At 45.6% G+C, this 14,814-nt stretch carries 10 protein-coding genes and 10 tRNA genes; 19 read left to right on the top strand and 1 reads right to left on the bottom strand.

Annotated elements, in window-relative coordinates:
• Positions 1-19: 19 nt before the first annotated feature.
• From L1D44_RS11860 to rpoS, 5 genes are all read left to right on the top strand, one after another.
• The gene (locus L1D44_RS11860) at positions 20-1,087 is read left to right on the top strand and encodes a tRNA pseudouridine(13) synthase TruD (protein ID WP_239890845.1); all 1,068 of its coding nucleotides are present in this window, start codon (positions 20-22) and stop codon (positions 1,085-1,087) included.
• A complete protein-coding gene (gene surE / locus L1D44_RS11855; RefSeq protein ID WP_239890843.1) occupies positions 1,084-1,830 on the top strand; it encodes a 5'/3'-nucleotidase SurE in 747 nt (248 codons plus the stop codon). Before L1D44_RS11860 ends, surE begins: the two co-directional genes overlap by 4 nt.
• A gap of 118 nt (positions 1,831-1,948) precedes the next feature.
• Entirely contained in the window at positions 1,949-2,584 is a 636-nt protein-coding gene (locus tag L1D44_RS11850; RefSeq protein ID WP_239890841.1) for a protein-L-isoaspartate(D-aspartate) O-methyltransferase, read from the top strand.
• 79 nt (positions 2,585-2,663) lie between these two features.
• Positions 2,664-3,554, top strand: a complete 891-nt coding sequence (locus L1D44_RS11845; RefSeq protein WP_239890927.1) for a peptidoglycan DD-metalloendopeptidase family protein — start codon at positions 2,664-2,666, stop codon at positions 3,552-3,554.
• Between the two features lie 76 nt (positions 3,555-3,630).
• Positions 3,631-4,599: an RNA polymerase sigma factor RpoS gene (gene rpoS / locus L1D44_RS11840; protein WP_239890839.1), complete on the top strand. Its 969-nt coding sequence runs from the start codon at positions 3,631-3,633 to the stop codon at positions 4,597-4,599.
• Positions 4,600-4,709: 110 nt separating this feature from the next.
• On the opposite strand, the gene mutS is transcribed toward rpoS, so the two are convergent.
• Complete coding sequence (gene mutS / locus L1D44_RS11835) at positions 4,710-7,289, bottom strand: DNA mismatch repair protein MutS (RefSeq protein ID WP_239890926.1); 2,580 nt, start codon at positions 7,287-7,289, stop codon at positions 4,710-4,712.
• A gap of 320 nt (positions 7,290-7,609) precedes the next feature.
• Here mutS and recA point away from each other — a divergent pair, with 320 nt between their 5' ends.
• From recA to L1D44_RS11765, 14 genes are all read left to right on the top strand, one after another.
• The gene (recA, locus tag L1D44_RS11830; RefSeq protein WP_220768354.1) at positions 7,610-8,677 is read left to right on the top strand and encodes a recombinase RecA; all 1,068 of its coding nucleotides are present in this window, start codon (positions 7,610-7,612) and stop codon (positions 8,675-8,677) included.
• A gap of 366 nt (positions 8,678-9,043) precedes the next feature.
• On the top strand, positions 9,044-11,668 hold the full coding sequence (alaS, locus tag L1D44_RS11825) for an alanine--tRNA ligase (protein ID WP_239890837.1): 2,625 nt from the start codon (positions 9,044-9,046) through the stop codon (positions 11,666-11,668).
• Between the two features lie 466 nt (positions 11,669-12,134).
• Entirely contained in the window at positions 12,135-12,332 is a 198-nt protein-coding gene (csrA, locus tag L1D44_RS11820; RefSeq protein WP_006082602.1) for a carbon storage regulator CsrA, read from the top strand.
• A gap of 436 nt (positions 12,333-12,768) precedes the next feature.
• Positions 12,769-12,860 (top strand) — tRNA-Ser (locus tag L1D44_RS11815).
• A gap of 21 nt (positions 12,861-12,881) precedes the next feature.
• Positions 12,882-12,958, top strand: a tRNA-Arg gene (locus L1D44_RS11810).
• 30 nt (positions 12,959-12,988) lie between these two features.
• Positions 12,989-13,065: transfer RNA gene (locus L1D44_RS11805), tRNA-Arg, on the top strand.
• Positions 13,066-13,099: 34 nt separating this feature from the next.
• A tRNA-Arg gene (locus L1D44_RS11800) sits at positions 13,100-13,176 on the top strand.
• A 32-nt stretch (positions 13,177-13,208) separates the two neighbouring features.
• Positions 13,209-13,285 (top strand) — tRNA-Arg (locus tag L1D44_RS11795).
• 21 nt (positions 13,286-13,306) lie between these two features.
• Positions 13,307-13,383: transfer RNA gene (locus tag L1D44_RS11790), tRNA-Arg, on the top strand.
• Positions 13,384-13,392: 9 nt separating this feature from the next.
• Positions 13,393-13,484, top strand: a tRNA-Ser gene (locus L1D44_RS11785).
• A gap of 71 nt (positions 13,485-13,555) precedes the next feature.
• Positions 13,556-13,632, top strand: a tRNA-Arg gene (locus L1D44_RS11780).
• A gap of 35 nt (positions 13,633-13,667) precedes the next feature.
• Positions 13,668-13,744 (top strand) — tRNA-Arg (locus L1D44_RS11775).
• Positions 13,745-13,753: 9 nt separating this feature from the next.
• Positions 13,754-13,845 (top strand) — tRNA-Ser (locus L1D44_RS11770).
• A 717-nt stretch (positions 13,846-14,562) separates the two neighbouring features.
• Positions 14,563-14,808, top strand: a complete 246-nt coding sequence (locus L1D44_RS11765; protein ID WP_220768356.1) for an OadG family transporter subunit — start codon at positions 14,563-14,565, stop codon at positions 14,806-14,808.
• Positions 14,809-14,814 lie beyond the last annotated feature (6 nt).

Here is a 14,814-nt window from a genome sequence, read left to right as displayed (position 1 = left end):
GATAGAAGATAAACAGATTATGAGCGAACTACATTATTTATACGGTCAGCCAACCTCGACGGCTGACCTTCGGACCCATAATAGCGATTTTCAGGTACAGGAAATCCTGCCTTTTGCACCTACGGGCGAAGGTGAACATCACCTGCTGCATATTCGCAAAGAGGGACTGAATACGGTTGAAGTCGCTAAGGTGCTATCGAGCTTTGCTCATGTGCACCCTAAAGAGGTGACGTATGCCGGGCAAAAAGATAAGCATGCGATTACCGAGCAGTGGTTTGGTGTGCGTATTCCTGGCAAAGATACCCCTGACTGGCAGCAGCTAAATAGCGAGCAGATCACAGTGCTAAGCGCGTCAAGACACAGTAAGAAGCTACGCATCGGCGCATTGGCGGGTAACCGTTTTACTTTAACCCTACGTAATGTCAGCGATATGGTTGATGTGGTTAAACGTATTGAGCTTATCAGTGAGCAGGGCGTACCTAATTATTTTGGTGAGCAGCGCTTCGGTCATGACGGTAAGAACTTAATGTTTGGTCGTCAGATGTTTACCGGCCGCAAAGTCAAAGATAGAAATAAGCGCAGCATGTATCTGTCTGCAGTGCGCTCTAACCTGTTTAATCTTGCCTGCTCTGCTCGTCTAGCGGCGCACGGTGTTACGCCGTTAGCAGGCGATTGCGTATTGTTAGCGGGAAGTAAGAGCTACTTTGTCGCCGAAACTTGGGACGAGACTCTGTTAGAACGTCTTGCAAAAAAGGATATCCAGTTATCGGCACCGCTATGGGGTCGAGGTTCAGCGTTAGCACAGGGAGATGCTGCAACATGTGAAGCTGACGCGCTAGCGTCATTAGACCTAGATAGAGAAGGCCTTGAGCAAGCGGGACTCAATCAAGAAAGACGTGCATTGTTACTTGAGCCACAACATCTGCAATATGAAGTTGATGAAGATACCATTGTTCTAAAATTTGCATTACCATCAGGTTCTTATGCCACTTCGGTGCTACGTGAACTATTCCTGTACCAAGATGTTCAAGAGGTGGCGCGCCAACAAATGCTGGCTGAGCAAAGAAGTGCTGAGGCGCAGCAATGAAGATTCTGATCAGTAATGATGATGGAGTGAATGCCGAAGGCATAGCGGCCTTAACTCGAGCCATGAGCCAGATAGCTGAAACCCTGACGGTAGGGCCAGATAGAAACTGTTCTGGGGCGAGTAATTCGTTAACCTTGACCAACCCGCTGCGACTGAATACCTTAGACAATGGTTTTATCTCTGTAAGTGGAACTCCGACAGACTGCGTCCATTTAGCGATCCGAGAGCTATACCAAGATGAGCCCGATATGGTGGTCTCAGGTATTAACGCGGGTGCGAACATGGGTGATGATACCTTGTATTCGGGGACTGTTGCTGCGGCAATGGAAGGGCGCTTTCTGGGTTTCCCTGCGATTGCCATCTCGCTGGTCGGCCATGAACACTATGAAACGGCGGCTCACTACGCGTTAAAAATCGTCAAAGCTTTGCAGGAAAACCCTGTAGCTCAAGATAAGATCTTGAATATCAACGTACCAGATTTGCCATTGTCTGAAGTTAAGGGAATGAAGATCACCCGTCTCGGTGCAAGACATAGAGCGGAAGGTATGGTGAGAACCCTAGATCCAGCAGGAAAAGAGATCTTTTGGTTAGGTCCACCGGGTGATGAGCAAGATGCCAGTGACGGCACCGACTTTTACGCGGTGGCCAATGGCTATGTGTCTATTACTCCACTCACGGTGGACTTAACGGCTTTTGAACAGCTTAAGACATTAGATAACTGGTTAGCTAAAATATCGGACTAGCACAGGCCTATAATCAGCGCTTTGCGGCATATTGCCGATGAAAAGCTTTTACCGATAGCCCTATTGAGACGGGCTATCACAGTGTTAATTATCGTAATAAATATTGGAAAATAGATCTATGAACCCTGTCGCCTCAACATCAGCATTGAATCTTGCAAGAAATCTGTATGAGGCTGGGATCCGCAATGAAGCAGTATTACAGGCAGTGGCAAATACGCCGAGGGAGCAGTTTCTCGATCCGGCGCTTGGACATAAAGCCTACGAGAATACTGCCCTGCCTATAGGTCAGGGACAAACCATTTCCCAGCCCTATATTGTGGCGAGAATGACTGAGATTATCTTGCAAGCTAAACCGACTAAAGTGCTTGAAATTGGCACAGGTTCGGGTTATCAGGCAGCGGTTTTAGCAAAGTTAGTGCCGCAGTTGTGTACGGTGGAACGAATTAAAAGCCTGCAGATCCAAGCAAGGCAAAGGCTAAAAAAGCTTAACTTACACAATATCGCTTTTAAATACGGTGATGGCTGGCAGGGCTGGCCGAGTAAAGGCCCCTATGATGCGATAATGGTAACGGCGGCAGCTAGCTCAATTCCTGAGGCGTTAGTGGCACAGCTTGCCGAAGGTGGTGTGTTAGTGATCCCAGTTGGAGAGACCCAACAGCGCTTGTTAAAGGTGACTCGCGTTGGCGATCAGTTTACATCAGAGGTTATAGAGGACGTGCGTTTTGTACCACTTGTTAGTGGCGAACTTGCTTAGGCTTAGCACTGACACATTTAGCGACAGATAATAATTTAGTCGTATCGGCAACAGGATGGTTTGGGGTGAAGAGTTAAGAATGAGGTTCGTTTGCTTTTATTGTGTCTGCGCGTTGCTACTTTCAGGTTGTAGTTTTCAATCTGAAAGGCCCGCTCCTGTAGAATCTATCAATGGTCCTCAGACCCCATCGATCAGCAAAGGATCGATTAAGGGAAGTCGTTATATCGTTAAAACAGGCGATACTTTATATTCTATTGCTTGGGGAGCGAATAAAGATTTCGTGGATCTTGCCAAGCAAAATCGCCTACCAAAGCCTTATACCATCTACCCTGGGCAAGTATTGAGTCTTAGCTCTAAAAAAACTGTTACAAATAGCCAAAGCGTCAAAAAAACGTCTAATTCAACGGTTAAAACGGCCTCTACAAGCAGTGAAAGTGCTAAAAAACAAACTGTTAGCAATAATCCCGCTACAACGAATAGTCAAAATAATAGGTCAAAAAAACAGCTTGATCCTGTCGCGAAGCCTGCGTATTCTGTAACAAGCGGTCAACAAGATGTTAACCGGGTTGTTCACAAGCCAGCCGAGCTCCCAACGAAAGTGAGTCGATGGTCCTGGCCTGTGAAAGGTAAGGTGATTGGAACTTTCTCAGCCAAAGAGCAGGGAAATAAAGGGATAAAGATCGCCGGTAACCGAGGTGATGCAATTAAAGCGGCTGCAAGCGGTAGAGTCGTTTACGCAGGTAGCGCACTTCGGGGGTATGGGAACTTAGTTATTATTAAACATAGTGATGATTACTTAAGTGCTTATGCCCACGCTGATAAGATCTTAGTTAAAGAAAAGCAAACTGTTAATGTTGGACAAACAGTAGCAACAATGGGAAGCACTGGCACAAATCGGATCATGTTACATTTTGAGATCCGCTACCATGGAAAGTCAGTTAACCCACTTAAATTTTTGCCTAAACAATAGTTGTTGGGCCGCCATTTTGGCAAATCGGAGGATAGTGAAGTGCAGTAGTTAAATGTAAAAATTCGGGAGATATATTATGGGCAGATTAAATAGTGCCGTTGTCGCAGAGCAACCTAACAGCCACTCTGTAGAAGATTCATCAAGCAATCTTACTAAACAGGATGTAAAAGAAGCGGAATTAGAACAACAAGTACAAGATGATTTACAGAAAAACTTAGATGCCACACAGCTGTATCTAGGTGAAATTGGATTTTCCCCTCTCCTCAGTGCGGAGGAAGAAGTGTATTTTTCACGTAAATCCCTTAAAGGGTGTGAAAAGTCTCGTAACCGCATGATTGAAAGTAACCTCAGATTGGTCGTTAAAATTGCGCGTCGATACAATAATCGCGGCTTAGCGCTGCTTGATCTTATCGAAGAGGGTAATTTAGGCCTGATCCGCGCAGTAGAGAAGTTTGACCCTGAACGTGGTTTTAGATTTTCAACCTATGCCACATGGTGGATTAGACAGACGATTGAGCGAGCGATCATGAATCAAACGCGAACCATTCGACTTCCCATCCATGTTGTCAAAGAGCTAAACGTTTATCTGCGTACTGCTCGAGAACTCGCGCATAAGTTAGATCATGAGCCTACGGCAGAAGAGATTGCTGATCAGCTAGAGTTGCCTAGCGCAGATGTAAGCCGAATGCTTAAGCTCAATGAAAGAATTACTTCCGTCGACACACCTTTAGGCGGTGAAAGCGACAAAGCATTACTAGATGTACTCGCAGACGATGATAAAGTTGGACCTGACTATAAAGTGCAAGACGAAGATATGTCTAAGTCAGTAGTGAAGTGGTTAGATGAGCTTAATACCAAGCAAAGAGAAGTGTTAGCGCGCAGATTTGGTTTGCTAGGTTATGAGCCTTCTACTTTAGAAAATGTAGGTAAGGAGATAGGACTGACTCGAGAAAGAGTACGCCAGATCCAAGTTGAGGCGCTTAAGCGTTTGAAAGACTTGCTAGGAGCACAGGGACTATCGGTTGAAGCGATATTTAGAGTATAGCGTTTGATACCAATCGCGATAAGATAAATAAAAAGCGCAGTTGCTAATCAACTGCGCTTTTTTGTTTTTGCCTTTCTCTATCTCGCGTTTAACTAGGCTTAAAGGGGGGATTATATAGCCAGCTTCTTAAGGTTATAGAGATAATCAAGAGCCTGCCTAGGCGTCAATTCATCGGGGTTCATCTTCTCTAGGGCTTCAAGCACTGGAGAGGGAGCTGGCGATGAGAAGCTAATACTTTGCTGTAGAGGCTGTTGAGGATCGTTATGATTAACCTCATGATCTCGGCTTTCCAGCTGATGAAGCTTATGTTTTGCAGCACTGATGACACAATTTGGCACACCCGCGAGTGCAGCTACTTGCAGGCCATAACTGCGGCTGGCGGCCCCCTCTTGTACAGCATGCATAAATACGATGCTGTCACCATGTTCGACCGCATCTAAATGCACGTTCTCGACATTCGATAACTGCTCAGGCAGCTGAGTCAGCTCGAAGTAGTGGGTCGCAAACAACGTCATTGCCTGCAACTGTTTCGCCAAATACTCAGCTGCAGACCAAGCAAGCGACAGACCATCATAGGTAGAGGTACCTCGGCCAATTTCATCCATCAAGACTAAGCTGTTTGGCGTTGCATTATGTAAGATATTGGCCGTTTCAGTCATCTCTACCATGAAGGTTGAGCGACCTGAGGCCAAGTCATCCGATGCACCAATACGGGTGAATATCCTGTCTACTGGGCCTATGACGGCATGTTCGGCAGGAACATAACAGCCAATATGTGCCATGAGCGTGATCAAGGCAACTTGACGCATGTAGGTCGATTTACCGCCCATATTTGGGCCTGTAACGATCAGCATCTTTCGTTGGGCATTTAAGGTCACTGGATTCGCGATAAATGGGCTTTGGCTAACTTGCTCAACAACGGGGTGGCGACCCGCTTCAATCTGGATCCCCGACGTGTTTGATAGCTCTGGACAGTGGTAATTTAAGCTCTCAGCACGTTCGGCAAAGTTACATAACACATCGAGTTCTGCCGATGCTTTAGCAAAATCTTGCAGTTCATATAGCTTAGGCAAGATAAGATCGAACAGCTGTTCCCATAGCTGTTTTTCAAGTGCCAGTGCTTTGCCTTGGCTCGATAGGACCTTTTCTTCATGTTCCTTAAGCTCAGGAATGATGTAGCGTTCGGTATTTTTAAGCGTTTGTCTGCGCTGATAGCTCAAGGGCACCAGATCGGATTCGCGGCGACTGACTTCAATATAGTAACCATGGACGCGGTTATAGCCGACTTTGAGAGTTGAGATCCCAGTCTGCTCTTTCTCACGCGCTTCGAGTTCTTGTAGGTAATCGGTGGCACCTTCACTCAGCTTGCGCCACTGATCTAATTCTTCACAGTAACCCTCACGGATCACGCCACCATCGCGAATAAGCATAGGCGGATTATCGACAACGGCGCGAGACAATAGCTCGAGCTCTGTTGGAAACTCCCCGATGACTTGCGACAAATACTTAAGATGAGGTGCATTGGCCTGAGTGAGCGTCTGTTGTAATTGAGGCAATAGTGCCAAGGCTTGACGTAGTCGGGCAAAGTCTCGCGGACGGGCGTTGCGCAGTGCGATACGCGCAGTAATACGCTCCACATCACCGAGCGCCTTAAGATCTTCAGACAAGAGCTCAAAGTAACCTGTGGACATCAGCTCTTCAATTGAGCTTTGTCTCGCTCGAATAATGTCATGATTGCGCAGAGGCTGGTGGATCCAGCGTTGCAGCATGCGGCTACCCATAGGCGTCACAGTATTGTCGAGCACTGATGCTAGGGTATTTTCACGTCCGCCCTGCAGGTTTACCGTGAGCTCTAAGTTACGACGGGTTGCGGCATCTAGCACTATGCTGTCGGACTGATTGAAGCGCACGATAGAGTTGATATGGGGCAGAGCCGTACGTTGAGTGTCTTTCACGTACTGCATTAAGCAGCCTGCAGCCTGTAAAGACAGTCGTGCGTCTTCAATACCAAAGCCTTTGAGATCTTTGGTGCCAAACTGATTAAGTAAGAGACGATGGCAAGTATCGTAATCAAACTCCCACTCTGGACGACGGCGAGTACCGTTCATGCCTGAAATGAGACTCATCTGAGAGAAGTCTTCACTATAAAGCAGCTCAGCAGGATTGGTACGTTGTAGCTCAGCCTCTAGCGCTTCGGTATCGGCAAGCTCTGTAATGACGAAGCGTCCCGATGCGACATCTAAGGTGGCATAACCGTAGCCAGTCTTACCTTGATAGAGCGCAGCGAGCAGATTGTCTTGACGCTCTTGCAGCAGAGCCTCATCGGTTAATGTACCTGGGGTTACAATCCGCACCACTTTACGCTCGACTGGGCCTTTAGAGGTGGCTGGATCGCCAACCTGCTCACAAATAGCCACAGATACGCGTAACTGAACCAGTTTTGCTAAATAACCTTCTACCGCATGGTAGGGCAGGCCAGCCATAGGAATGGGGTCGCCGCCGCTTTTGCCTCGGGCCGTTAACGAGATCCCAAGTAGTTCAGATGCCTTTTTAGCGTCTTCATAAAAGAGCTCATAAAAATCGCCCATGCGGTAAAAGAGCAACATATCAGGATGCTGGGCTTTTAACGTCAAGTATTGACGCATCATAGGAGTGTGTTTTTCTAAGCTTTGAGGATCAATAGCGGTCATCGATTTGTTTTGCCTGTCATTTACTGTGGCAGCTTGAAGTGCCTTAAACAATATTGACGCCAATATTAACAATATTTTTCAGCGTTGAGGCGGAATTCTTACAGTGTTTCGGCAATAAATTACTGTGGATAAATCCTTATCTTTAGCAAGTGCATGATTTAAATAAATATATAAAATATTTTTACACAGTACTTGATACTGTATGATTGTACAGTATACTAGTTTCATATTGAGGCTCTAGCGAAGGCAAATTGAGTCGTCACCCAAATGATAAATCAGTGTGCAACTGTGTTTGCGCTGTGATCCAGAGGATATTAGGAATGAAGATAGATCCAAATAAAGAGAAAGCATTGAACGCCGTTTTAGGACAGATTGAGAAGCAGTTTGGTAAAGGCTCAATCATGAAGTTAGGCGAAGACCGTTCAATGGACGTAGAAACGATTTCTACTGGCTCATTAGCTTTGGACGTGGCGTTAGGTGCAGGCGGCTTACCTATGGGTCGTATCGTTGAGATCTATGGTCCAGAATCTTCAGGTAAAACAACGTTAACTCTTGAAGTTATCGCTGCAGCGCAAAAGCAGGGTAAGACCTGTGCCTTTATCGATGCTGAGCATGCACTTGATCCTATCTACGCTCAAAAGCTAGGTGTAGATATCGATAACCTATTATGTTCACAGCCTGATACGGGTGAGCAGGCGCTTGAGATTTGTGACGCACTGACTCGAAGCGGCGCAGTAGACGTGATTATCGTTGACTCGGTTGCAGCATTGACACCAAAGGCTGAAATTGAAGGCGAGATTGGTGATTCTCACATGGGTCTTGCGGCGCGTATGATGAGCCAAGCAATGCGTAAGCTTGCGGGTAACCTTAAGCAGTCAAATACACTGCTTATTTTCATCAACCAGATTCGTATGAAGATTGGTGTTATGTTCGGTAACCCAGAGACTACTACTGGTGGTAATGCACTTAAGTTCTACGCTTCTGTTCGTCTAGATATCCGCCGTACAGGTGCGATTAAAGATAGAGAAGAAGTGATCGGTAACGAGACTCGCGTAAAAGTGGTTAAGAACAAGATCGCCGCTCCGTTCAAACAAGCTGAGTTCCAGATCCTTTATGGACAAGGTATCAACAGCACGGGTGAACTAGTTGACCTAGGTGTACAGCACAAGCTAATCGAAAAGTCTGGTGCTTGGTATAGCTACAAAGGTGACAAGATTGGTCAAGGCCGTGCAAATGCTGGTAAATACCTAATCGAAAACCCTGCAGTGTCAGACGAAATCGAAACGACACTACGCGCTATGCTATTAGGCAATGGTGAGAAGGTGAGTGCAGAACCTGCTGATACCGCTGGCGATAACATCGACTTAGAGACTGGCGAAGTATTTTAAGCTTGCCCGTTAGATAGCAGACGACTTCGTCTGCTATCTCGCAATCCTCGAAAAGCACTTACCTTAAATCCTTCTGCTTAAACTCTCACTTCTAGCTTGCTTAGAGCTGTCGCGCAATAACATTAGTTCTTTTTCGTTCAAAGCGCTGTATAGCCTAAATTCATCAGCTTTTCTCCAATAGTAAGCCACTATTTAATATCCCTCAGTTAGCCGCTATCGCGTTTTAGGCTGTTAATTTATGCTCCTCACGCAGTTTTGCATCAACAGGGCTGGTTGTTGGGCATTACTCTGCTTATAATGCTATCCATAAAAATTTATCACTCAGCTCTTTAGGGCTATTTGCTCAACCTAATTCAGGACGGTTTCATGTATCAAACCACTGCAGCACTGCGAAGTGCTTTTTTGGAATATTTCCGCACAAATGGTCACCAGGTCGTTGATAGTAGCTCACTCGTTCCAGGGAACGATCCGACTCTACTGTTTACCAATGCGGGTATGAACCAGTTTAAAGATGTGTTTTTGGGGGCTGATAAGCGTAATTACACAAGAGCAACCTCTTCACAGCGCTGCGTTCGTGCGGGCGGAAAGCACAATGACTTAGACAACGTTGGCTACACTGCACGTCATCATACTTTCTTTGAAATGTTGGGTAACTTCAGCTTTGGTGATTACTTTAAAGAAGATGCGATTCGTTTCGCTTGGACTTTCCTTACTGAAGAGCTAAAGCTACCGAAAGAGCGTCTTTGCGTCACTATCTATGAAACCGATGACGAAGCGTTTGACCTTTGGACTCAAAAAATTGGTGTCGCAGCAGAAAATGTTATCCGCATTGGTGACAACAAAGGTGCACCATATGCCTCTGATAACTTCTGGCAGATGGGTGATACAGGCCCATGTGGTCCTTGTACAGAGATCTTCTACGATCACGGCGATCATATCTGGGGTGGACGTCCTGGTACGCCTGAAGAAGATGGTGACCGTTTTATCGAGATCTGGAACATCGTATTTATGCAGTACAACCGTCAAGCTGACGGTGAAATGAAGCCACTACCCAAGCCATCGGTTGATACGGGTATGGGTATTGAGCGTATTGCAGCGATTATGCAGGGCGTACACTCAAACTACGAAATCGATATTTTCCAAGCTTTGATTAAGAAGACGGCATCTATTCTTGGTGTGACGGATCTTGAAAATAAATCTTTGCGCGTGATTGCAGACCACATTCGCTCGTGCGCATTCTTAGTGGCTGACGGTGTGATGCCTTCTAATGAAGGTCGTGGATATGTACTTCGTCGTATTATCCGCCGCGCGGTGCGTCACGGTAACAAGCTTGGTGCAACCGATAGCTTCTTCTATAAATTAGTGCCAACTTTGATTGAAGTGATGGGCGATGCTGCTAAAGGCTTGCAAGAGACTCAGGCTATCGTTGAGAAGTCACTAAAAGCGGAAGAGGAGCAATTTGCTCGTACATTAGAACGCGGCCTAGGTATTTTAGATGCGGCGCTAAATGAACTAACAAGCAAAGTGTTAGACGGCGAAACAGCATTTAAGCTTTACGACACCTATGGCTTCCCTGTCGATTTAACTGCTGACGTTTGTCGTGAGCGTGATATTACAGTTGATGAGGCGGGTTTTGAAGCCGCTATGGCGGAACAGCGTAAGCGTGCACAAGCTGCGGGTCAATTCGATACCGACTATAACGAAGGTCTTAAGATTGACGAGCAAAGCAGCTTTACCGGTTACACCGAGCTGAACAACAAGGCTGCTGTGACTGCAATTTATAAAGCGGGCGAAGCTATTGAGTCTATCGCTGCTGGCGAAGAAGCGGTTATCGTTCTGGATAGCACACCATTTTATGGTGAGTCAGGCGGTCAGTGTGGCGACAAAGGTGTACTGATAGCCGATGGTATTGAGTTTGCTGTAACTGACACACAGAAGTATGGTCAAGCGATTGGTCATATCGGACGCGTGGTCACAGGTGAAATCAAAGCTGGCCAAGCATTGACTGCGAATGTAGATAAGAAACTTCGCCATAGAACAGAACTAAACCACTCGGTGACTCACCTTCTTCATGCGGCGCTTCGCCAAGTGTTGGGGACACATGTGACTCAGAAAGGTTCTTTGGTTGATCCTGAGCGTCTACGTTTTGACTTCTCTCACTTTGAAGGCGTTAAAGCCAGCGAGCTAAAAGAAGTAGAAGAGTTAGTGAATACCCAAATTCGCCGTAACCACGAACTGACAGCAGAAGTGATGGATATCGAAACCGCCAAAGAGAAAGGCGCGATGGCGCTATTTGGTGAAAAATACGATTCAGAAGTACGTGTGGTCACTATGGGTGATTTCTCTATCGAACTATGTGGTGGTACTCACGTAGGCCGTACTGGTGATATAGGTTTATTTAAGATCACTTCTGAGGGCGGTATCGCAGCAGGCGTACGTCGTATTGAGGCGGTAACAGGCGCAGCGGCGATGGCTTATGTTGCCAAGCAGCAAGCACAGCTTGAAGAAGCGGCTGCACTATTGAAAGGCGATAGCGCTTCAGTCGTGGCTAAGCTAAAAGCTCAGCTTGATAAGACTAAGTTACTTGAAAAAGAGTTATCTCAGTTAAAAGATAAGTTGGCTGCAGCGACCAGTGCAGATCTTGCAGGAGACGCCGTTGACGTTAATGGCGTTAAAGTCCTTGTGAAGAAGTTAGAGGGCGTTGATGCGGGCGCACTACGCGGTTTGCAAGATGAGCTTAAGCAGAAGCTACAGTCTGGTATTGTGGTACTAGCGATTGCGGGTGATGCTAAAGTGAATCTGATAGCTGGCGTCACGAAAGATCTTACAGGCAAGGTTAAAGCCGGTGAGTTGGTTGCTTCTATCGCAGCGCAAGTTGGCGGTAAAGGTGGTGGACGTCCTGATATGGCTCAAGCTGGCGGTAGCCAACCAGAGAACCTTGATGGTGCCTTAGAGCAAGTTATTCCATGGATCTCAGCTAAGCTTGCTTAAGCATTAGTGATAAACAGATAAAAAAACGCCCTTGATGGGCGTTTTTTTATGAAATAAACAAAATGGTTAGTTTTAAGAGAAGAGGGCGCTGTATCTTTAGTTGTAGTTTTACTTCACCATAGAACTTCATTAGCTAGCCGAAAATATCATCAAAGGGATAAAGCAACACCAAGAAAATGGCTATTTGTTTGATTAAAGTATCGACAATGTGGCGTCAGGTTTGGGGAATATACGCTTTCATGTTAGTTTAATGTCAATGCTTGATACTGCAGTTATCAAGTAAAGATCATTCTTAATATGGTTAAAAAGGTTTCAGGCAAATAACTGTGATTTAATACGAAAAAAGGTGTAATTATTTGACGCTTTTCTAATAGAATACTGTTAATTTGTACTAAGCTAACCTTATAATACAAATATAACGGAATTATGCCGTATAAAGCAGAACTAGGAACTAAAGGAGCAAGTAATGCTAATATTGACTCGTCGTGTTGGTGAAACACTGATGATTGGTGACGAAGTAACTGTCACTGTATTAGGCGTTAAAGGTAACCAAGTAAGAATTGGTGTAAATGCACCTAAAGAAGTCTCTGTACATCGTGAAGAGATTTACCAGCGCATTCAGTCTGAAAAGTCAGGTACGCCGTCAGAAGGCGGTAACTTTTGATCTGAATGGATCACTTAAGAATTTTAGAAGCCAGTTTTTAACTGGCTTTTTTATTTTTGGGTTTTAGGCGCCGGTGTGAATAGATTTTTGAGTTGTGTTTCAGCATTCATTCCCAAAGCAGAAGTTTCTCTACTATGATGATGAGATTTGCCTGCCTATTCAGCCTAAAAAGTCAGGTACGCTTCTAGATGGCGGTAACTTTTGAGCAGAATGGGTCACTTAAGCCTCATTGAGCACCAATAAAAAACCAGTAAATAACTGGCTTTACTATTATCTGGAGTTATTTAATCCTAAATAATATGCTGAAATAAACGGCTTTAAGCGGCAGGTTAGACTGTTATGCAGACAAGATGCTTAAAAACAGCTCAAACGGAAATGGTTTCTTAAAAAGGGTTTGACTTATTTTCGGCAGACAGTAATATGTGCGCCAAGAAACGGAGAGGTGGCCGAGTGGCCGAAGGCGCTCCCCTGCTAAGGGAGTATGGGCTTTAACTCCCATCGAGGGTTCGAATCCCTCCTTCTCCGCCATTTCTTACAATAGACAACGATGCGGATGTAGCTCAGCTGGATAGAGTACCTGGCTACGAACCAGGCGGTCGGAGGTTCGAATCCTCCCATCCGCACCATTTCTATTGATGTGATAAATGTTTTGATGAGCGGATGTAGCTCAGCTGGATAGAGTACCTGGCTACGAACCAGGCGGTCGGAGGTTCGAATCCTCCCATCCGCACCATTAAATCATTTATAGCAGTAAACATTCTATATGCGCGGATGTAGCTCAGCTGGATAGAGTACCTGGCTACGAACCAGGCGGTCGGAGGTTCGAATCCTCCCATCCGCACCATAGAATCAGTTTACCGCAGATATTTTATATGAGCGGATGTAGCTCAGCTGGATAGAGTACCTGGCTACGAACCAGGCGGTCGGAGGTTCGAATCCTCCCATCCGCACCATATGAAATAGTACCGAATTTTGCGCGTGTAGCTCAGCTGGATAGAGTACCTGGCTACGAACCAGGCGGTCGGAGGTTCGAATCCTCCCACGCGCACCATGTTTTGACGGAGAGGTGGCCGAGTGGCCGAAGGCGCTCCCCTGCTAAGGGAGTATGGGCTTTAACTCCCATCGAGGGTTCGAATCCCTCCTTCTCCGCCATCATTCGAACAAAAAACCGCAACTATGTTGCGGTTTTTTGTCCTCAGAATGATTGTGAAAGTTTTATATGAGCGGATGTAGCTCAGCTGGATAGAGTACCTGGCTACGAACCAGGCGGTCGGAGGTTCGAATCCTCCCATCCGCACCATATAAAACCTGTTAGATTTAGATTGTACCGAGTTTGCGCGTGTAGCTCAGCTGGATAGAGTACCTGGCTACGAACCAGGCGGTCGGAGGTTCGAATCCTCCCACGCGCACCATGTTTTGCCGGAGAGGTGGCCGAGTGGCCGAAGGCGCTCCCCTGCTAAGGGAGTATGGGCTTTAACTCCCATCGAGGGTTCGAATCCCTCCTTCTCCGCCATTCATACAAAAAAACCGCACCTAGTGCGGTTTTTTTGTACCTGTGATTTACTCAAGCTGTGTAGGAGTTACGACTTCTCTCGCCCCCAACACTTCTCATATGACAACCCAGATGAATAGGTTATAAGTCGATCTGACGCTGCTGCTCTTGGTTTATACTCGCTCTAATACTGCGTTTTAAACGGCTTGTATAACATCTATCTCTTTTCGTCTCTTATCATGTTCAACAGTACCTTCAGTGTCTTTCTCTTGCGCTGGCATGTGACGGTCTTCTTATTCATAACTACAGTTCTATGTTCACAGACGTTGCCTAAAAACCATGCCAGAAACCCATGTTGAGGATTGCATAAAATTTCATTTCGGTTTGTTTTGGCAATATCTGTTCTTTTTTCTGAATTCATTTTTCCGTAAATAGGCTGTTAAATTTGAAATAGTCGCTGTTTAACTCTGTTCATTATCGTATGTTCAGTTTTAGCCTTGTTTTAATGTATTTTTAATAGTCGTTGCCAGTTAATAATTGTTTTTATGGTATGACCAATTTACAACTGGTTCGCTACTTTGTTATAAATTAGTTATTGTTAAAGTCGGTACTAGCCCTTTGACAGTAAACCTGTACCTGAAATGAATGGAATAAATTGCATAGTGTGTGAATAAGTAGTGAATATTTATTTCTAAAGTTTCAATTATATTCACAACTTCATACCAATGAGAGGAAGAGATGGCTTCAATATCTGAGCAGTTATATGACGCATTGGGGATCATGATACTAGGCATGTCACTAGTATTTGTTTTTCTCAGTATTCTTATTGTTGTGATGAAATTGGTTGCTCGACAGTTTGGGCCTACGCCTAAGTGCGATAGCCCTGTTACTGATAGTCAACCGCAATCGAGTCAATCCGCCGTGAGCCCGTTAATGGCCGCGGTAATTACTGCTGCAATTCATCAGCACCGTAAAAAAGCATAATAAAAG

The sequence above is a fragment of the Shewanella sp. Isolate13 genome (genome assembly GCF_022398325.1).
Classification (GTDB): Bacteria; Pseudomonadota; Gammaproteobacteria; order Enterobacterales; family Shewanellaceae; genus Shewanella.
The sequence above is the reverse complement of the archived record's forward strand: the minus strand, read 5'-3'. Positions and strand labels throughout refer to the sequence as shown.

Excerpts from the sequence above, each read along its gene's own strand:
- L1D44_RS11860 (WP_239890845.1), top strand. The coding sequence starts at position 20 with ATGAGCGAACTACATTATTTATACGGTCAGCCAACCTCGACGGCTGAC.
- surE (WP_239890843.1), top strand. The coding sequence starts at position 1,084 with ATGAAGATTCTGATCAGTAATGATGATGGAGTGAATGCCGAAGGCATA.
- L1D44_RS11850 (WP_239890841.1), top strand. The coding sequence starts at position 1,949 with ATGAACCCTGTCGCCTCAACATCAGCATTGAATCTTGCAAGAAATCTG.
- L1D44_RS11845 (WP_239890927.1), top strand. The coding sequence starts at position 2,664 with ATGAGGTTCGTTTGCTTTTATTGTGTCTGCGCGTTGCTACTTTCAGGT.
- rpoS (WP_239890839.1), top strand. The coding sequence starts at position 3,631 with ATGGGCAGATTAAATAGTGCCGTTGTCGCAGAGCAACCTAACAGCCAC.
- mutS (WP_239890926.1), bottom strand. The coding sequence starts at position 7,289 with ATGACCGCTATTGATCCTCAAAGCTTAGAAAAACACACTCCTATGATG.
- recA (WP_220768354.1), top strand. The coding sequence starts at position 7,610 with ATGAAGATAGATCCAAATAAAGAGAAAGCATTGAACGCCGTTTTAGGA.
- alaS (WP_239890837.1), top strand. The coding sequence starts at position 9,044 with ATGTATCAAACCACTGCAGCACTGCGAAGTGCTTTTTTGGAATATTTC.
- csrA (WP_006082602.1), top strand. The coding sequence starts at position 12,135 with ATGCTAATATTGACTCGTCGTGTTGGTGAAACACTGATGATTGGTGAC.
- L1D44_RS11765 (WP_220768356.1), top strand. The coding sequence starts at position 14,563 with ATGGCTTCAATATCTGAGCAGTTATATGACGCATTGGGGATCATGATA.